General features: G+C 38.0%; 18 protein-coding genes and 2 tRNA genes. 12 read left to right on the top strand and 8 right to left on the bottom strand.

Annotated elements, in window-relative coordinates; all coding sequences use genetic code 11:
- Positions 1 to 2 precede the first annotated feature (2 nt).
- The 3 genes from LKO26_RS09465 (at position 3) to LKO26_RS09455 (ending at position 3,570) form a co-directional block, all read left to right on the top strand.
- Positions 3 to 329: a hypothetical protein gene (locus tag LKO26_RS09465; protein WP_227587614.1), complete on the top strand. Its 327-nt coding sequence runs from the start codon at positions 3 to 5 to the stop codon at positions 327 to 329.
- Positions 330 to 334: 5 nt separating this feature from the next.
- The gene (locus LKO26_RS09460; RefSeq protein WP_227587613.1) at positions 335 to 1,495 is read left to right on the top strand and encodes a restriction endonuclease; all 1,161 of its coding nucleotides are present in this window, start codon (positions 335 to 337) and stop codon (positions 1,493 to 1,495) included.
- A gap of 74 nt (positions 1,496 to 1,569) precedes the next feature.
- Positions 1,570 to 3,570 (top strand): hypothetical protein, encoded by a 2,001-nt coding sequence (locus LKO26_RS09455; protein WP_227587612.1) that lies wholly within the window; start codon positions 1,570 to 1,572, stop codon positions 3,568 to 3,570.
- A 30-nt stretch (positions 3,571 to 3,600) separates the two neighbouring features.
- On the opposite strand, the gene LKO26_RS09450 is transcribed toward LKO26_RS09455, so the two are convergent.
- On the bottom strand, positions 3,601 to 4,758 hold the full coding sequence (locus LKO26_RS09450; protein ID WP_317206383.1) for a DUF3871 family protein: 1,158 nt from the start codon (positions 4,756 to 4,758) through the stop codon (positions 3,601 to 3,603).
- A 67-nt stretch (positions 4,759 to 4,825) separates the two neighbouring features.
- Positions 4,826 to 5,854: an AAA family ATPase gene (locus LKO26_RS09445; RefSeq protein ID WP_227587610.1), complete on the bottom strand. Its 1,029-nt coding sequence runs from the start codon at positions 5,852 to 5,854 to the stop codon at positions 4,826 to 4,828.
- Positions 5,855 to 6,104: 250 nt separating this feature from the next.
- Here LKO26_RS09445 and LKO26_RS09440 point away from each other — a divergent pair, with 250 nt between their 5' ends.
- Positions 6,105 to 7,529, top strand: a complete 1,425-nt coding sequence (locus LKO26_RS09440) for a hypothetical protein (RefSeq protein WP_227587609.1) — start codon at positions 6,105 to 6,107, stop codon at positions 7,527 to 7,529.
- A gap of 11 nt (positions 7,530 to 7,540) precedes the next feature.
- Here LKO26_RS09440 and LKO26_RS09435 read toward each other — a convergent pair whose 3' ends face one another.
- The 4 genes from LKO26_RS09435 to LKO26_RS09420 all read right to left on the bottom strand — a co-directional run bounded on the left by LKO26_RS09435 (position 7,541) and on the right by LKO26_RS09420 (position 10,427).
- Positions 7,541 to 8,737: a site-specific integrase gene (locus tag LKO26_RS09435; protein ID WP_227587608.1), complete on the bottom strand. Its 1,197-nt coding sequence runs from the start codon at positions 8,735 to 8,737 to the stop codon at positions 7,541 to 7,543.
- 197 nt (positions 8,738 to 8,934) lie between these two features.
- A tRNA-Val gene (locus tag LKO26_RS09430) sits at positions 8,935 to 9,009 on the bottom strand.
- Positions 9,010 to 9,059: 50 nt separating this feature from the next.
- Positions 9,060 to 9,134, bottom strand: a tRNA-Val gene (locus tag LKO26_RS09425).
- Positions 9,135 to 9,188: 54 nt separating this feature from the next.
- A complete protein-coding gene (locus LKO26_RS09420; RefSeq protein ID WP_227587607.1) occupies positions 9,189 to 10,427 on the bottom strand; it encodes a bifunctional folylpolyglutamate synthase/dihydrofolate synthase in 1,239 nt (412 codons plus the stop codon).
- 96 nt (positions 10,428 to 10,523) lie between these two features.
- Here LKO26_RS09420 and LKO26_RS09415 point away from each other — a divergent pair, with 96 nt between their 5' ends.
- The 4 genes from LKO26_RS09415 to LKO26_RS09400 all read left to right on the top strand — a co-directional run bounded on the left by LKO26_RS09415 (position 10,524) and on the right by LKO26_RS09400 (position 14,349).
- Complete coding sequence (locus tag LKO26_RS09415) at positions 10,524 to 11,855, top strand: TolC family protein (protein ID WP_227587606.1); 1,332 nt, start codon at positions 10,524 to 10,526, stop codon at positions 11,853 to 11,855.
- A 31-nt stretch (positions 11,856 to 11,886) separates the two neighbouring features.
- On the top strand, positions 11,887 to 12,477 hold the full coding sequence (locus LKO26_RS09410; protein WP_227587605.1) for a transcription elongation protein SprT: 591 nt from the start codon (positions 11,887 to 11,889) through the stop codon (positions 12,475 to 12,477).
- 2 nt (positions 12,478 to 12,479) lie between these two features.
- A complete protein-coding gene (locus LKO26_RS09405; RefSeq protein WP_227587604.1) occupies positions 12,480 to 13,562 on the top strand; it encodes a mannose-1-phosphate guanylyltransferase in 1,083 nt (360 codons plus the stop codon).
- 76 nt (positions 13,563 to 13,638) lie between these two features.
- Positions 13,639 to 14,349 carry a hypothetical protein gene (locus LKO26_RS09400; protein WP_227587603.1) on the top strand — a complete coding sequence of 237 codons (711 nt, stop codon included), beginning with the start codon at positions 13,639 to 13,641 and terminating at the stop codon, positions 14,347 to 14,349.
- Here LKO26_RS09400 and bcp read toward each other — a convergent pair.
- Positions 14,346 to 14,798, bottom strand: coding sequence for a thioredoxin-dependent thiol peroxidase (gene bcp, locus LKO26_RS09395; RefSeq protein ID WP_227587602.1), 453 nt, complete (start codon positions 14,796 to 14,798; stop codon positions 14,346 to 14,348). The two genes, LKO26_RS09400 and bcp, sit on opposite strands and share 4 nt — an antisense overlap.
- Before the next feature lie 32 nt (positions 14,799 to 14,830).
- Here bcp and nth point away from each other — a divergent pair, with 32 nt between their 5' ends.
- A complete protein-coding gene (gene nth, locus LKO26_RS09390; RefSeq protein WP_227587601.1) occupies positions 14,831 to 15,502 on the top strand; it encodes an endonuclease III in 672 nt (223 codons plus the stop codon).
- A 9-nt stretch (positions 15,503 to 15,511) separates the two neighbouring features.
- On the opposite strand, the gene LKO26_RS09385 is transcribed toward nth, so the two are convergent.
- Entirely contained in the window at positions 15,512 to 17,305 is a 1,794-nt protein-coding gene (locus LKO26_RS09385; protein WP_227587600.1) for a DUF885 domain-containing protein, read from the bottom strand.
- Between the two features lie 191 nt (positions 17,306 to 17,496).
- Between LKO26_RS09385 and LKO26_RS09380 the strand changes: the two genes are divergently transcribed.
- The 3 genes from LKO26_RS09380 (at position 17,497) to LKO26_RS09370 (ending at position 19,156) form a co-directional block, all read left to right on the top strand.
- Positions 17,497 to 17,958 carry a hypothetical protein gene (locus LKO26_RS09380; protein WP_227587599.1) on the top strand — a complete coding sequence of 154 codons (462 nt, stop codon included), beginning with the start codon at positions 17,497 to 17,499 and terminating at the stop codon, positions 17,956 to 17,958.
- 91 nt (positions 17,959 to 18,049) lie between these two features.
- Positions 18,050 to 18,751 (top strand): MotA/TolQ/ExbB proton channel family protein, encoded by a 702-nt coding sequence (locus LKO26_RS09375; RefSeq protein ID WP_227587598.1) that lies wholly within the window; start codon positions 18,050 to 18,052, stop codon positions 18,749 to 18,751.
- A gap of 3 nt (positions 18,752 to 18,754) precedes the next feature.
- The gene (locus tag LKO26_RS09370; protein ID WP_227587597.1) at positions 18,755 to 19,156 is read left to right on the top strand and encodes an ExbD/TolR family protein; all 402 of its coding nucleotides are present in this window, start codon (positions 18,755 to 18,757) and stop codon (positions 19,154 to 19,156) included.
- Positions 19,157 to 19,161 lie beyond the last annotated feature (5 nt).

Raw genomic sequence — 19,161 nt, 5'->3', positions numbered from 1 at the left:
TTATGAGTTATAGTAGGGACGAAGAAGGCTGTTTTGCTTTAATATTTGGAGGTGCAATATTTATTGCCGTTGCTTATATATTTGGTAATTGGCTTAACTCTAGACTGCAAACATTTGGAATTGAATTTTCTAATGCTTGGGTAGCTACCATGACGGGTGCTATTTTACTTATTGGATCTTTTCTTATGATAGTTAATTTCAAATTTATTATGCGTGAGCTTATATATTACTTAGATTGTTTGATTAATCGCAAACATATAAAGAATCTGGAGTATCAATATGAACAAGAAATTGATAAACAGAAATCTAATCTCAAAAATTATAAATAAATACCATGAAGTTTTTTAGTAATAGATTAAATAATAGACTTCAAGAACTTTTAACGCTTAAAGAGGAATTTGTTGCTATAAATCAAAAACTTATAACTACGGAAAAAAATATAATCAATGAAAAAGAAAGTTTAATTAGGCTTAAAGAAGGAATCAATAATGATAAGGAAGAATTGAAAGGTGTTTATGAAAACGTTTTCACTTCAGTTGAGTGGTTAAAAGATAAATATGCTGATTTTTATTTCCTACTAGATGAAAAAAGCATTGTGTATCCGAAAGGAAGATACGCTACAAAATGTTTTGAAGCTCAGAAGGAGTTTGCAAAAGAAAATAAGGTACTAAGAAGAAAAGTTCTTGATCTTGAACAGCAACTTAGTCAAATCGAGAGTTTAATTCCAGATGTAGAAGAAATTGTTGACATTACAAGTGAAGATAAATATTTAGATGATGTAGAAGTAGACACGACTGATAAAATTGACCTCTTAGTTAAACAGACTGAACAAATACAGTTAAGTCGAACTGAAATTTTACAAATAGCTTTAGACAGATATGTTAATAGAAAAATGAGCAAATCTGCAGTTGGTCAAGATTATGAAAGATATATTGGTTATATTTATGAGCAACAAGGTTACAAAGTGCAATATCATGGTATAAAAAAAGGTTTAGCTGATTTAGGTATTGATTTGATTTGTAAGAAGGGAAAGGAGACATTACTAATTCAGTGCAAAAACTGGAGTAAGACAAAAAACATTCATGAAAATGCTATAAACCAGCTTTTTGGAACTTCCATGAAATATTATTTAGATAAATGGGAAGTAAATAAATATAAATCAAAAGGCTCTTTGTTCGAGGATATTGGGATTCCTTTTAATGAAGATTTTAAGCCTGTCTTTATAACTACAACAGAATTATCATCCACTGCCTTAGAATTTGCGGAAGCCCTGAGGATTGAGGTATTGACAATACCTTATAACAAAAATTACCCACGGATAAAGTGTAATATAGGTAAAGATGAATATGGTTTACCAACCTATATTTATCATCTTCCATTCGACCAGAAATATGACATCACCCAAAATGTTCTCAATGGTGGTGAGAATGTTCTAACTGTTGAGGAGGCTGAAAATAAAGGTTACAGGAAAGCCTTCAGATGGAGAGGTGAATAATAATAGAATTTTATGGAATTATTTAAGGTTATGTGAATTAACAACTAAAAATAGCTATTGCAATAAACATCATAATGACAGATAATCAAAAAAAAGCAACTACTTATAGTTTGCTATCCCATATAAGAAATTCAGGAACTTTTGTTGAAGGACCAATTGACTACTTTTTACCTTTAGCAAAAAGAGCATTAAACTCACTTAATACAAAAGGTATCAAAGCTGGAAAATCTATTATTGAAATTTCTGATGAAATAACCGCTATGTTCTCTCTCGAAATACCAATTCCAGTTTTAAGTAAGATCCTAGCAAAAATTCAGGCAGAAGAAAATGTTTCTGGTGAAGAGAATTTCAAATTGTACAGTGATCATTCTTACCAAATAAAAAAATATTATTTCTACGAATACGAGCAGCTTTATCAGGAGAAGTCAAAAGAAATCTTTGAGTTGAATAATTTATTCAAAGAATTTTGTCAAATTAATGAATATAAAACAGAGTTTTCCATTGTTGAATATATTGATAAAAATAAAAAATCTTTACTGAAGCACCTTAATAGCGATCTAAAAGTTGAAAATACAAAGAATGGTGTCATAGAGGCAAAATTTATTGACTATTTCAAAAATATTCCCAATATTTTCGACTTGATAAAAAATATATATTTAGGATCTCTAATTTCTACTTATTTAGAATTTGAAATAAGTGAATATAAAGACGAAGTTGAACTTTTACTAGATACAAATTTCGTGATTAGTTTAATGGATTTAAATACAACCGAATCCACAAAAACTTGTGAGAAGGTCATTGAATTAAGTAGGAGAAGAGGATATAAAATTTCTTTAATGAATGACACCATAAAAGAAATTCAACAATTACTTTACAAAAAAGCGGAAAATATTAATAATTCAACTCTAATAAAATATGTAAATCCGGAGGATATATTAAATGCTTGTGAAAGAAGAGGTTTGAACAAAGTTGACTTGGAAAGAATTGCAGATAATATTCAGGACACATTAAACAAAATGGGTTTCTTCATATTATTTATTCAAGATAATATGAGAAGCAAAGCAAAACAAACTGAGGAGTACAAATCTTTGAAGGAGGTTAGATTAAATAAGGTTTCAGCATTGCATGATGCTACGGCATTACTATATGTAAAAGAAAAGAGAGGAAAAAAGGTAACCAAATTTGAACAAGCAAAATGCTGGTTTGTAAATAATTCGATTAATAATATCGACACGAACGAAGGTATATATCAAAAGGAATTTATTTCAGAAAGTATAAGGGCAGATGAACTGCTAAGTGTTTTATGGTTATCTAACCCCGAGATAAAGAAAGAATTAAATGAGGATGAGTTTGCCGAAATTGGACTAAATTCTATGATTTCGATTTCACTCAATTCTTCTATTCCAAAATCAGCAGTAATAAAGGAATTAGAAGATAATATATTTAAATACAGTGGTGAAGATATAACAGAAAAAGACATATTAAATTTAGCAACTAGAATTACAAATAGCCAAATTAAGAATGTGCAAGAATTAAATGAAATTGCATCAGAAGATAATAAAATAGAATTTGTAAAGAGAATTAAAGAAGAGTCTGACAAACAAGAATTAATTGAAAAAAATAAAAATAATAAACTAGCTGCACTATATACTAAATTAGAGAAAAAAATAAAAGTCTTTGATAAGAAAGTTGATGAATATAGCTTAAATTCCAATTTACTCGGTAAGGAAAACCTAGTTTTACAAGATGAGGTTCAGGAGCTAAAAAAACAGTTAGAATGGGAAAAAATAAATAGCGAAGTTAAAAAGTGGCAAATTAAATCAGTATATATGCTTTTGTTTTCTCTACTGCTATTTGTGGCATTTCTATTGATTTTAGGATTTTTTTCTAATTGGAACCTCATAGAGTTTTATGAAAACTTAGAAATATTTAAGAAAAATATTATATTAAGATGGGTCATTACTGGTCTTTATTCAGTATTTAATGTTTTTGTCCTAGCAAATGTTTTCATCAGATATTATAATGAATCTAATATTAAAGCTTACAAAGAAAAGTTACAGCAAAAGTTAAAATAGAACCCACTTCATATTTGAAGTGGGTATCCTCTAACTCAAAAACCAATGATAATCTGAATTACCATTGAGAGCTTTCTGAAGACCTTTAGAAAATTCAAAAGCATTCAGATTCCTGTCCAGGAAAGTGTCTATATAAGAGGATTTATTAGCTTGTGTAAACAGATTAAACACACTCCAAAGGTTAATCCTACCATCTTCCATTCTAGAGAAATTCTGGTCTTCATAATAATCTTTAGCCATAGTGTTGATATGGCTGTCATTAAAATTCAGTTCAGGAATTCTGAGTTTTTCAGATTTTGGTAAATGTTGATATAGCCTGCTTCTACCAATGAGTTGTGCAAACTGATGTTCTGATAAATAATCCTGAGAAAGCTCTTTCATTTCCATTAAATGTAGTTCTGCATTATAATTTTGCATTACATCTAAAACTTTAGTTTGAAGTTCACTTGCATTTGAAACTCGCAGATTTTCTAAAAACCCATCTGTATTAATGCACATATTCATGCAAACCCAATTCTGAAATCCAATGAAGAATTTAAACTTTTCCAATGCTTTTTTGGAATATAGGTTTTCCTGATTGTAACTTCTTACGCCACCTACACAAAGTGAAATTTCATTTCCATTTACAAAATGCGTAATACTGGGGATTTTAATCAGAAATGCCATTCTTTCATAATAAATGGTCTTCTGATGTTCTAATAAATCTTTTGCATTTAAATGGATGGCATCAGGTGTTCTGCCTTTAATTTGATGCGAAACTCTAATCTCTGGATCTGCAATACTTTGGTAAGGAAACAACTCCGAAACTGCACCATACACTACATCAATAAATTCCTGGTGGGCAATGGTTTTTTCATTGTCTTTGCTAAATACAGGAATAATGCAATCATTTTTCAAATGCTCTAATTCTACTTCTTCAGTATTAGCAACAATAAAAGGTTTTTCTTTGGACTCCTTCTTATAGTCTAATAAAATGACAGGACTACTTCCAGTTTTTTCCAATAAAAAAGGTTGAACTTCTTTTTGTTCAACCTCCTGTAATACTAGATGAGTTAGGGTGGATTCTGATTGTATTTCATTCATTTTACTGGGATAAAATACTTCTGCATCTTCTATATCCATAAAATCAACTTCACCATCAAGGAAAATATCCCGTAAAGATTTCTTGTCCTGTTGATGTTGAGGCATTGTTTCTGCTACGCTTCTAATTCGCAGGGTGTTATGGATAGTATGTTCTTCTATTATGTTGGGAGTTTTACTGAATTCTTGATTTTCCATTTTGTGAAAAGTTTTTTGGATTAGTTAAATTGATGAGCAGGGATTTTTTGGCTTCAAAATCCACCTTCAAACTCTGCTGAAATTGTGGAAATTGTTTATACAATGCATATAATTCTTGTACGGTATTACATTTTCCAATAGCTTCAAAAACCTCTTTTTCTGTAGTTTCTGATAAATCTTGACTTGGAGCAAAGGATTCTTCATTTTCAGGACATTCAAAGGCTTCTTGTGGGTCAATTTGTGGCAAATTTCCATTTCTTGAAGTTGGGTTGGGATTTTGATTTGTAGCAGGGTTTTGAGGGGTTATAGCCTCTTTTTGTTCATCTAAACCACTAGTTCCTGTACTGCACCAATCTAATATCTCCTTTCCAGTGTTTTCAGAAATTATAAATTCTGGTTTTCCCATAAATAAACCTGTCCTGTCCTTACTTGATACTGCGAAGTGCTTAATATCTACATCAAAAACCAAAGTGAATTCATAATCCAAACCATCTCTTTGGACAGATTTAAGCCCTACTTTTTCAGGAATAAACTTTCCATCTTTTTGGTTCAGTACATAATCCTGTTTGGTTCTCATCGTGGCTATTACATGAGCATCGGTTTGTAGGATTTTATCTACAAATGATTTTTGGCGAGGTGTAACTTTTGCCCAATTGGTAAATGAGTTGCCTGCCAATTTAGAATGAAAATCCAATAATTCATCCCAACAATGGGAAATACTGTCTAAAATAATGACTTCCATTCCTTCACTTTCACAGAGATCAATAGCTTTAATGTAGTTTTCTGGTGTAAAAGGTGGTGCTAATGAAAGTACGTTGTAATTGCCCAAATGGGCATACAAATCTGCACTTCCATATTCTGTGTCAATAACAGCTACTTTGGATAAATTTCCTCCTGTAATTCCTTTGGCTAGGAGTAGTGAAGAATAAGTTTTTCCACTTCCTGCACTTCCTTGCAGAGCCATCTTGATTTTGGCTTGTTTTCGTTCTGATTGTCTTAATTGCATAAAATTTTTAGGTTTTAAAAGTTAATAAAAATGTGATAAATATTTCAGAAAAATCTGAAATAATATTTTGAAAATCAATGAAATATAACTGAAAAAACTTCTGGGAGTTTTTGGAAAAGTGCTATTTTTTTTGTAATTTTGTAGTATCAAATTATTGATGCCACTTGCTTAATTTGTAAGCACCTCTTGGGTATAACACCCCAAAGGCACAGCTCCTTCTCGAGAGGGGGTAATGGCACAAAGTCATTCAGTGGGAACTGCTTCTACAGCCCACTTAAATACGCAGAATAGCCCAAGTGCAGAAGCATCACTTGTAGAAAAAACTAAAGGTGGCTATCCATTTATCCCAAAACTTGTCCTTTATTTACCTGAAAAATTGGATATTGACAAGATTTTGAACCAAAATCCTCCTCAATTCAGTTATAAAAGGGATAGATTTGTTTACATTTTGGATTTGATTTATTCTTTGCCTTCCAGAAAGAAGAAATCCATTGAAAATTATTCAGGATTTACACCCATTAATAAAAGTATTTTGGGTTCAATCATCAAGAATTACAGGGATTACATCAATTATCTGAAAGAACATAAAATTGTAGAGGAAAGTAGTTATACAAATGGTGTGGTTTCAGCAGGATTAAGATTTAGAGAAGCATACAGAAGTATTTTAAAACCAGTTGAAATTACTTCGTGGCCTTTAATCAAGAACATCACTTATTTGAGGGATCATCAAGATTTTGAAATTTCATATCAATTGGAATATTTGAAAAGTTGGTTTTTTGGAAAATTGACCATTGATATTGAAGGTGCAACAAATTATTTGATGGAAGAATACAGAAAGGACTTAAAAAATCCAGACATTGCTTACCCACATTTGAGGTTGAACAGTAGGCTTTATCCCATTGAAAAATTATACAGAGACAATCAAAAATTATTCTTTGTAGATAAGACAGCAGGAAGATTGCATACTTATTTAACCCAACTCAAATCCAACTTAAGAAAATTTATCAAATTTGATGGAAAGACACTCTGTGCTGTTGATATAACCAATTCCCAACCCTATTTATTACAAGCTTTACTAAGTAAAGAGGGGTATGATAGAAATGATATGCAGGATAGAATAATCCAAGCCCATCCAATCCTGGAATCTGATAGTTCTCTTATTATTATGCTTGGAGTTTTGATTGATAAAATTTCCAAAGAATCAGATGTTCAATTATTTAAAGAAATTGTTTCAAGTGGAAGATTTTATGAAGAATTTGGAAAGATATTAAATGAAAATGGTGAAATTGAGGAAACTTCTCTTGCGGAAATTAAAGGAGCTGCCAAAGAAATAACTTTTAGCACCTTATTCAGTAAAAATTCTTCAATAAAATTTATCAAATCCATCCAGTTGTTTCAAAAACAATTTCCAAATGTTTATGAGGTTTTAAAGTTCATTAAAAATGGTCATCATCCAACATTGGCTGTTGTTTTACAGAATTTGGAAGCAGATCTGGTTTTACATAAAACCTGCAAAATAATTACAGAAGAAAGACCAGAAATTCCATTATTTACACTCCATGATTCCATTATTACAACAGAAGATAATGTGGAATATGTTGAGCAAAAATTAAAAGAAATATTGAAAAAATATATTGGTGCAGAGCCAACATTGAAAATTGAGAGGTGGGAATAAATCCCACCTTTTTATTTCAACTTGGAGTTCACCTTTTCCATCTGCTCACTAACCTTTTTTCTAACCACTTTAGCATAATGGTTCTGTGTAGTCTGCATTTCAGAATGTCCTAAAAGTTCAGATACAATTTCCATTGGAACATCATTATAAAGGAGTATTGTGGAAGCAAAAGTTTTCCTTGCCAAATGATGAGTAAGGTTTTTCTCAATTCCTGTAATTTCAGCAATTTCCTTTAGATAGGCATTGAACCTTTGGTTACTGATTTTAGGAAGTGCTTTTTCTTCATTTTGGTATTTCTTCAAAATTTCCTCTGCTTTGTGTAATATTGGTATTTCATAAATTTTCTTGGTTTTCTCCCTAAATACTGAAATCCATTTTTTACCATCAAATCCTGTGAAAATATCTTTCCTTACCAATCCTGCCATTTCTTTGTAAGCAAGTCCTGTATAACAACAAAATATAAACATATCAGCTACTTGTTGTAACCTTATTGTAGCAAATTTATGCTCCTCAATGGCTTGTAATTCTTCTGTAGTTAGAAAAACCACCTGTTTTTTAGGTCTTTTATTCTTGAATAAAAGAAATGGGTCTTTATCCAAAAAGTCTAATCCCACAGCAATTTTTACAATCTGCTTAAACCTCTGCAAAGTCTTGTGAATTGTATTTTGCTCAAATTTCATTTCTGCTTTTAAGTAAAACTCAAATTCTGTGATAAAAGACATTTTCATTTCTACCAAAAGGAAATCCTGCTTATTGTATTTCCATTTAATGAAGTTTTTTACATGATTCTTGGTTTGGTAGAATTTTGCAACTGATACTTTGGAGGTAGATATTCCAATAAGTTTTTCCTGCTTTGCAATGTGCAGGTTAAAAATCTCCATTATGGATTTTTCTTCTTTGATAGTTTCTCCTTTGTATTGTCTGTAAATATCTTCAACATTAAAATTCTTGTCTTGAACTTGTAGAAATAAAAAAGCCTGATTAATTTCTTGTTTAATCAGGCTTAGTTGAGTGTTAATTTGCGTATTGTCTGTATTTGGTGGAATTGCTTTCTGCTTTTGAGCATTCCAATTATTAGGATTTATAAATAATCCCGTAGCAAAAGGTTTCCTCTCTCCTAAGTAGGTAATTCTACATCTTAAAGGAGCAAATCCGAGTTTATTAGATTTTGCCTTATCTATTACAAATAAGATTTTAATAGTATTCATTTTTTTGTGTTTTAATGAGGTTTTACATTGGTGTTCCAAGGAAATAATTGGTGTTCCCTTTTTATGCCTTTAAAGCATGAAAAGATTATTAAGAAATACAGAATGGAAGAAGTGAGTTTTTGAGACCCCCCGCTAACTCTACACAAAAGTATAAAACAAAAAAAAATCTCAGATTTCTCTGAAATTTTCCTTTTATGTGGGCAGTACAGGATTCGAACCAGTGACCTCTGCGATGTCAACGCAACGCTCTAAACCAACTGAGCTAACTGCCCCAAATTTTCAAAAAAAAACCTCCTCATTTCTGAAGAGATTTGTACAAGTGTGGGTCCTGAGGGATTCGAACCCCCGACCCTCTGGGTGTAAACCAGATGCTCTGAACCAACTGAGCTAAGAACCCTTGTGCCGCTGTTTGGATTTCCAAATTTTGGTGTTGCAAATATACAAGCTTTTTTTATTTCTCCAAATTTTTTTCCAAAAAATCTCCCACTACAAAGTTGCTTCCGCCTATAAATATCATCTCATCATTTTTAACCGTTTGTAAGGCAGAGAGATATCCTGACTGTACATCCTGAAAAATTTCATAATTAATTTCTGCTTTTTTGAGCAAATCCTCATATTCCTGTGGACTTCTGCCCCGGTTAATGAATGGTTTTACAAAATAATACACGGCATTCCGGGGGAGAAGCGTCAAAACCTCATCAATTTTCTTGTCATTTACAAATCCCAAAACAATATGCTTGAAACGCTGTATCCCGTTCAGTTGCTCAAAAACCTGCTCCAGACCCGCCTGATTGTGTCCGGTATCACAAATAATCAGTGGCTCCTCAGAAAACTGATACCACCTGCCGATGAATCCGGTGTTCTTCTGAACGTTCTTTAATCCATCCTCCAGGCTTCCCAGCGGAATTTCAACTCCCTGCTCCCGCAGTGCATTCATCAACCCTACCACCACTTTTTTATTCTGATGCTGATATTGTCCCTTTAAATCTGACTCTAAAGTTCCGTCCAGAACTGTGGCATCTATATACTCCGCTTGTTGCGTTTCTGCCACGGCACGGATGATTGATTTCACAACGTCCCTTTCATCGCCGCACACCACCGGTACACCTTCCTTTATGATTCCTGCCTTCTCTCTGGCAATCGCTTCAATGGTATCTCCCAGAATATCCTGATGATCCAGTGCCACATTCGTGATGGCAGCGACCAGTGGCCTGATGATATTGGTAGCATCCAGACGGCCACCTAACCCTACTTCAATAATGGCAAAATCCACCTGATGCCGGTAAAAATATTCAAATGCCATCACGGTGGTAAATTCAAAAAAAGAGGGTCGTATATCTCCCGGTAAAGCCTTCAGTTTCTCAATAAAATCAAACACAAACTCTTTGTCGCACTGACTTCCGTCAATCCGGATACGTTCTGTAAAATCCACCAAATGCGGAGAATTGTACAAGCCCACACTGTAGCCGGCTTCCTGCAGCACAGATGCCAGCATATTGCTCACCGATCCCTTGCCATTGGTCCCGCCTACGTGTATGGTCCGAATTTTATCCTGCGGATTTCCAAAATAATGGCAAAGTTTACGGATATTATCCAGGCCGGGCTTATAAGCTTTTTTACCGTCTTTCTGATAGTTCGGCATCTGTACGAACAGCCATTCCAAGGCTTCCTGATATTGCGCTTGTGTCATGCCGCAAATTTGGAAAAAGATTTCTACCGGTAAAAGTTTCAGGGCAGAAAAATGTAACAATTTTACTACAGATGCGTCTTATTAGAAAAATAAGCGATGAAAAAGCTGTCGTTTCTGATCTTCGGGCTTGCATTTTTTGGTCTGAATGCACAAAAAAAGTGGACCCTTCAGGAGTCTGTGGAGTATGCTCTGCAAAACAATCTGCAGGTGGCAGGCTCCATGTACAATCAAAAAATTCAGGAAAATTATCTGCAGATTGCCAAAAGGGAACATTTACCTTCGGTCTCTGCTTCCATTAACAATAATTTCTCTTTCGGAGAAGGAAGAGATTATTTCGGGACTACACAGCGCAATGATAATTTTACCAACAGTGCCAATCTGGGTGCAGACCTGCTGCTGTTTAATAATGGACGGCTGGAAAAGAACGTACGCAAAACAAACTACGACCTGGAAGCAGCCAATTATGATCTGGAAAAAATCAAAAACGACATATCGCTGCAGGTAGCACAGCAGTATCTGCAAATCCTCCTGAACAAGGAAATTGAAAAAATTGCTGAAAGTGCCCTGCAAAATGCGACCCGCCAGTATGACCGGGCCAAAATTACCACCGACGTAGGCACCACACCGCAAACCGTACTGGCCGAGGCAGAAGCAGCACTGGCCCGCGAAAAACAAAATCTGAACAATGCGCAGATCAATACTTCCAGAAGTCTTTTTGACCTGGCCCAATTGCTCCGGCTGGAAGATTATAAAAATTTTGATGTACAAGATGTGGACATTCAGCAGCGTCCACAGGCTCCGTTGCACAGCACAGAAAATATCATTGACATTGCATTTCAGAATCAGCCACAGATAAAAGCTGCGGAAAGCCGCATCAAATCTGCCGAAACCCAAACTGAAATTGCGGAAACCGCCTTCTGGCCCACCATCAGTGCCAGTGCCGGCATAGGTTCTTCATACTTTAACTCTCTGGTGAAAAATAACGGCCTTGTGAATGACCGTACCTTCTTTCAGCAGTATGCCGATACCTTCGGGCAGCAAATTGGCGTTTCAGCAAATATCCCTGTTTTTAACAAAGGGATTACCCGTCTGCAGGTAGAACAGACCAAAATCAACCAGGAGATTGCCCGTAATACGCTGGCCATGCAACGCCAGGAAGTCCTGCAGAATGTGCAGCGTTCCCAGTTTGATGCGGAAGCCAACTATCAGTCTTACCTTGCGGCGGTGGAAGCAGAAAAAAGTTCTGCCTTAGCCATGGATTACGCCGAGAAAAGTTACAATGCAGGCCGCACCACTATTTATGATCTGAATGTAGCCCGGAACAATTTTGCCAATGCGCGGGGATCTGTGGCACAATCCAAATACAACTACCTTTTCAGCCTGAAACTGCTTAATTTCTACGCTGGAATTCCGATTACATTAGATTGAAAATCCGTATTTTGCCGGGAATTTTGTTGAAATGTCATTAGAACCCTTGCAGGAATACGTGCCGGAATCCGCCATGCCCTATGTCAGAAAGTGGCTGACCGGTATTCCCATCCATATCAAAATCACCCGTAACCGCCGATCCAAGCTGGGTGATTACAGCAAACGTCCGGGCAAAGGACACCAGATTACCGTCAATTTTATTCGGAATAAAGATTTATTCTTTTTTATTCTGACCCACGAACTGGCTCATCTGTTTGCCTTTAAACATTTCGGACCCGAAATAGCCCCGCACGGGGCAGAGTGGAAATCGCAGTTCCGAAACCTGCTGCTGGAAAGCATAGAAGTCTATGAGGAACCTCTGAGACCCGTTATTGTGCGCCATGCCCGATCTCCCAAAGCCAATTTCACCGCGAGTCCTGAACTGGTAAAATACTTCCACACAGAAGAGGAAGATGATTGCACAGAATTTCTGGATGGCTCCCAGCCTGCAGAACGCTTTATTTACCAAAAGCAAACATATATCATAGAACAAAAACTTAAAAAGAATTATATTTGTCTCAATCTGGAGACCGGCAAAAAATACATTTTCAAAGCCATGGCCAGAGTAGAAAAAACAGGTTAAATATGTCACAATCAAACAATTACTGCGTTATAATGGCAGGAGGCGTAGGAAGCAGATTCTGGCCCATGAGTACGCAGAAATTTCCAAAGCAGTTTCAGGACATTCTGGGCACAGGACGTACCATGATACAGCAAACCTACGACCGCATCAGTCAGATTATTCCCGCAGAAAATATTTTCGTCATCACCAATAAAGAGTATGTGGACGTTTCCCGCAGTCAGTTGCCGGAAGTCCCGGAAAACAATATTGTAGGCGAACCTATGATGAAAAATACCGCGGCCTGCAACCTTTATATGGCCAATAAAATTGCGGAAACCAATCCGGATGCCAACCTCATCGTCCTGCCGGCAGACCATCTGATTCTGAAAGAAAAAACTTTCCTGGAAAAAGTACAATATGCGCTGGATCTGGCCACGGACCATGACTACCTCATCACACTGGGCATCACCCCCACCAGACCGGATACCGGTTATGGCTACATTCAGTTTATAGACAAAGGAGATTCTGAAGCTGCCAAAGTGAAAACCTTCACCGAAAAACCCAGTCTGGAAATTGCCCGGACATTTCTGGAAAGCGGCGATTTTCTCTGGAACGCAGGGATTTTTGTCTGGAATACCAAATCCATTCAGAAAGCTTTCGCAGACCATCTGCCCGATATGGTAGAGCAGTTCAATTCCTGCGAATATAATTCCGGAAAGGAAGTACGCTGCATTGAGCTTATTTACCCGAAAGTGGCCAAAATATCTATTGATAACGGTATCATGGAAAAAGCACGGAATGTATATGTAATTCCGGCAGATCTGGGCTGGAGTGACCTGGGAACATGGACCTCAGTATATGAAAATGCGGCAAAGGATGAACAAAAAAATGCGGTGAATTCCAAATACGTTATGACGTACAATTCCCGCGGGAATGTGATTCGGCTGAAAAACCGCAACAAAGCCGCCATCATAGACGGACTGAAAAACTACATCATCGTAGATACCGACAAAGCATTGCTGATTTGCCCGCGGGATCATGATCAGCTGATTAAGGAATATGTACAGGATCTGAAAAACTTTAAAAAAGGAAATAAGTTCATCTGAAACCTTCAAGCGAGGAAGCAATAAGTTGGTCAAGTTTTTGTTCTGACTATGTGCAACGTTTTGAATATCAAATAAAATGAAGAAATATATTTTAGTAATTTTCCTTTGTGCCGGCCACATGGTTCTGGCACAGGGAAGCAAAAAATTATTCAGCAATACCGAGAATTTGCTGAAAGCCATTATTCCGAACAGCAACCCCGACAGCTGGACAGTCATCCGGAATATTGATGGTAAAAACACGGTCATCCGTCCGGAAAATCCGCCGGCGTACGAAAACAGCGCTACAGGTTTTGTTATTGATCAGCGCGAACACGGATACTATTATATTGCCTATACCAAAGGTGGACAAACCCGCTACATCACGGATGCGGAGGGTCTCCGGACGTTCATAGGTGATATAGACAATCCTCAGGAAGCTGCTCTGGCAGCCGTGGCCAAAGGATATGTAATCGATTTTGAATATCAGGATGTAGCTGCAAATTATACCGATAATGGAGCCAGCTACACCGTACATGCCGGGAAGGTAATGTCACTGGACTGTCCTTTTGAAATCAACCATTATGCCTTGAATGTGGATAAAAAAACCGGTGCGGTGACCGGAGAAACAGACATGGGAAAATATTTTGAACTGTATGGCAAAGAATGTGAAAACAACCCGCACTACAGCGCCCTCCAGAAACAAATGGAAGAGGCCCGTCTGAAAGCTGAGGAACAGAAGAAAATTCAGAAGGAAATGACGGACAAAATGGAACGCCGGATCCGGAAGATACAGAGCAAACGCCGCTAAGCATCTGCCAGAACCTGCGCCGCAGCTTCTTTAGTTTTCACTTTCTCTATCACGCGTGTACATATTCCGTTCTCATCAAAAATAAAGGTGGTACGCACAATGCCCATGAATTCCCGGCCCATAAATTTCTTGAGTTGCCAAACGCCGAATTTTTCCAGTACTTCATGGCTTTCATCTGAAAGTAAATCGTACTGAAAACCATATTTTGTGTGGAAATTCTTCTGTCTTTTTACCGGATCGGCAGAAATCCCGATCAGGGTATATCCAGCCTTTTGAAGCTCTCCCAGATGGCCATTCAGATCACAGGCCTGCGCAGTGCAGCCCGGGGTACTGGCTTTGGGATAGAAGAATATCACCAGTTTTTTACCGGCGAAATCTGAAGATTTAATGACGTTACCGTCCTGATTCAACAATTCAAACTCCGGAAGCTGATCGCCTGCTTGTAACATAATGTGTAATTTTGCTCAAATTTAACGCTAAAATGACAAAAAAGCAAAGGGCCCTTGCCGTGATGGAAGCGCTTGAAAAACTATATCCTGCCACGCCCATTCCCCTGGATCACCGGGATCCTTTTACCCTGCTCGTTGCCGTGGCACTTTCTGCCCAGACCACAGATAAAAAAGTAAATCAGGTAACTCCTGATCTTTTTGCAGTGGCGGGAACCCCGCAAAGAATGGCAAAACTGGAAGTATTTGAAATTAAAGAACTGATTAAAGAAATCGGATTAGCCAATACAAAAGCCAAAAACCTGAAACGGATGTCCGAACTTCTGCTGGAAGGGCACCAGGGGATTGTACCCCAAACCTTCGAAGAACTGGAAGCCCTGCCCGGCGTGGGGCATAAAACCGCCTCCGTGGTTATGAGTCAGGCATTTGGTGTGCCCGCATTTCCGGTGGACACCCATATACACCGGCTGATGACCCGATGGAAACTTACCTCAGGAAAAAATGTCACAGAAACCGAGCGTGATGCGAAAAAATTATTTCCGGAACACACGTGGAATAAACTGCATCTGCAGATTATCTTTTACGGAAGAGAATATGCTCCGGCACGTGGCAACGGCGAAAAAGATTTTATTACCCGGATGCTTTTTGAAAAAACGCCCCAGGCAACCAGCCCCACCGGGACGGAAACGCTGCCTGAGGCGGATTAATGATTGTCGTTACTGACGCTTCGCCCAACTTTCCATCTTTCTGTTCAGCACATCCAGCGGGAGGCAGCCCTGGCTGAGGACTTCGTCATGAAATGCAGCCAGCTTGAATTTACTGCCCAGTTCTTTCTCATACTGCGTACGCAGCTCCCGGATTCTGATAGAACCAATCTTGTACCCCAAAGCCTGGCCCGGCATTGCCATATAGCGCTCTATTTCCGCAGTTGCCGCAGCTTCATCATAAGAAATATTATTCAGAAAATAGGTAATGGCTTCCTCACGGGTCATGGTTCCGCCGTGCAGGCCGGTGTCTATAACCAGTCGCACTGCGCGCAGCATCTGATCACTCAGATACCCCATTTTCTGATATGGATCGGTATATAAACCCAGTTCCGGACCCAATGTTTCGCAATAATGTGCCCATCCTTCGCCGTAAGCACCAAACCATCCGAAGCGCATGAACTTGGGCAGGCTGGTATTTTCCTGCTGCAGTGCCACCTGGTAATGATGTCCGGGAATGGCCTCGTGCAGGAAGAGGGATTCCATACCACTGGTCACATTAAACCGTGACGGATCCGGCAAAGGCATATAGAAAATTCCGGGTCTGGATCCGTCTGCCGTACCGGGATAGTATTCTGCGCTGGCAGTGGCTTCTCTGAATTTTTCGGTCTGGCGTATTTCAAAAGGCGTTTTCGGATTCTGACTGAACATGGTTTTCAGCTTCGGAGTTATTTTTGTGAGTACGGCATTAAAAGCATCCAGCACCTCTTTGCTGCTCTTATAAGGCATTGCAGCCGGATCTGTTTGCACATAGCGGATAAACTCTTCCAATGTGCCGGTGAATCCTACCTGATGTTTCACTTTTTCCATTTCGGCTCTGAGCATGGCTACCTCCTGCAGACCAATCTTATTAATTTCCTCCGGAGTGAGGTGCGTGGTAGTCCAGCTTTTCGCGTAGTACTGGTAAATTTCTTTACCTTTTGGCAGGGCATCAATACCATCGGTTTTTCTGGCATTGGGCAGGTATTCATGCTCCAGGAAATCTGCCATTTTCTTGTAGCTCGGAATTAATTTCTCCGAAATCAGCGTTTGAAAATCTTTGGTAAGTTTCTCTTTTTGCTTTGGGGTAAAACTACCCGGAAAATTCAGTACCGGACCGTAGAATATATTCTTCTCATAATCTTCGGCTGTGATTTCGGGAGCGTTCATCTGCGGAATCATTTTCACCACCAGTTTTTCCGGCAATACATGCTTTGCTGCGATGCCTTCTTTGAAATTTTGAATAGCAGTATCCATCCAAAGCGGAAACTGGGCAGCTCTTTTCAGCCAGTTTTCATAATCTTCTACGGTTTTGAAGGGCTGCGAACCCTGCCCGCTCCCCAGCAGCGGCATGGTGAGTGGCAGACCGCCGAACTGATTGAACGGGATCAGCTGAGGATTGTACACATACATTTCGGTTTTGTCCTTCAGGGTATATTCCAGCACATCATACACCGTTTTATCTTCATCTGAAAGTTGTTCATAATCTATTTTTTTTAGCTGATCCATAACGGAATTGTAGAATGCGATTTCACTGTGTATGAAATCCTTATCAATATTGACCGGCAGCTGGTCATTATACCGCATATCTCCCTGTGCAGTGGCTTCCAGCGGGTAAAGCTTCAGGTATTGCTCATAGTAATTGGCCGCAATGGAATCCAGACTTATCTGAAATTCTTTGGTAAGCGGCGCATCTTTCTTTTTGCAGGAGGCAAGGGTTACAGCGATGAAGGCTATGGCTAAAATTTTAACAAAAAAAGTTTTCATAATGAATTTTTATGAGGGCTAAATTACTTGATTTTATGGAAAAGATAAAATTATTCTTTTTTCCGGTCAATGGTGAATTTCCGGAATGATAATTAAAAAACAAATAAAAAATTTTGCGCAATGAATCTATTTTTTATCTTTGTTAAACCAGATTAACAATCAATTAATTAACATACTTTTTTCTTATTGAAATGAAAGGGATTTTAAAAATCTACCATCCTGAGGAAACCCTTAAATATCACATTCAAAGCACTTACTGCAAAGCGGTTTACATCAACAGTCAGCATTTCCTTGAAGTAGAAATCATTACAGACGATTCTCTGGATCATGTGGATGACGATTCACTGCACTACAATTTCCCCCAGTTATTGCTTAAAGTTTCCGATTTTCCCATTCCGGACGCAGAACTTTCGGCCCAAAACTTCAAAGTAGAGGACACCGAAGACGAAATTTATACGGAAATAGATCTGTATGATGATGAAGACGCTTATCTTTATGACAGTAACCTGAGTTTTGATCATGATGATGCAGGCGAACTGCAACTGTGCTGGACCGGGAATGTAGATGATTTCTATACCGGATCTGATGATCTGATTCCGTTTAAACTCAAATGTCACTTCCGCCCGGATCAGATTGAAGTGGACGAAGACTAATACCAAAACAAAAAAATAATTGACCGGATGGTATGCTTTGCAATACTATTCAACTACGATTCTCGTTATAACCCAAACAAACCTTATATTAATGATATTTATTGAACTCTCAAACTTCATGTTACTGCAGGCACAAACGGTGGCTCCGGAAGTAACTACCCACGAATTTTCCTTCTGGAAGATTATGTTCCATGGAAATCTGTTTGCCAATGTGGTGATGGTGACCATGCTTTGCCTGGGGGTTTTCTCATTGTACATTTTCCTGGAGAGATTATTCTACATCAACAGACAGCTGAAAATCAACGACATGAACATGATGAATAATCTGAATGACCTGCTGAATGACGGTAAACTGGACAGTGCCATACAATATTGTGAAAGACAAAATACGCCGGAGGCCAGAATTTTGGGCAAAGGAATTACCCGCATTGGCAGACCGGTATCAGACATTGTAAGCGCTATGGAAAGTCAGGGGCAAATTGAAGTTTCTTTGCTGGAAAAAAACCTGAACCTGCTGGCGTCCATCCCCAGTATTGCGCCCATGCTGGGACTTCTGGGAACGGTTATCGGAATTATTATGGCGTTTTTCAATATGGCCAATATGGAAGGTTCATTTTCTCCCAGCACGCTTTCAGAAGGCATTTATACCGCATTGGGACACACGGCAACCGGTCTGGCAGTAGCCATACCCTCCAATTTTTTCTATAACCTGCTGCTGACCAAGATTGATAAATTTATACTGAAAGTTCAAAACATGTCCACTGATTTCTTAGATATCATCAATAAGCCTTAAATTATGAATCTGAAAAGAAGAAACAAAGCAAATCCCGAATTCAGTCTGGCAGCAATGGTAGACGTAATTCTGCTTTTGTTGATATTTTTTATGGTGACTTCTGCGGCATCCAACATCAGTGCAATAGACGTAAAACTGCCAAAAGGCGAGGTAGAAAATCCCAATATTCCGAACGAACTTGCCGTAAGCATTAAAGAAGACGGAACATATTTTGTAGATGACAATCCGGTAACCCGTGAAGCACTGGAAGCGGCCATCAACGGCCGTCTGCAAAACCAGCAGAATCCTTCCTTTACCATCCGTGCAGACAGGAACAGCCTGCACAAAGATGTGGTTTTTGTAATGGAAATCGCAGAAAAGCACCGGTATAATATTGCAATTGCAACCACAAAAGGAGAAGAATAATTTTC

This window comes from Chryseobacterium sp. MFBS3-17 (genome assembly GCF_020687745.1).
GTDB lineage: Bacteria > Bacteroidota > Bacteroidia > Flavobacteriales > Weeksellaceae > Marnyiella.
This window is presented reverse-complemented; position numbering and strand designations above follow the sequence as displayed.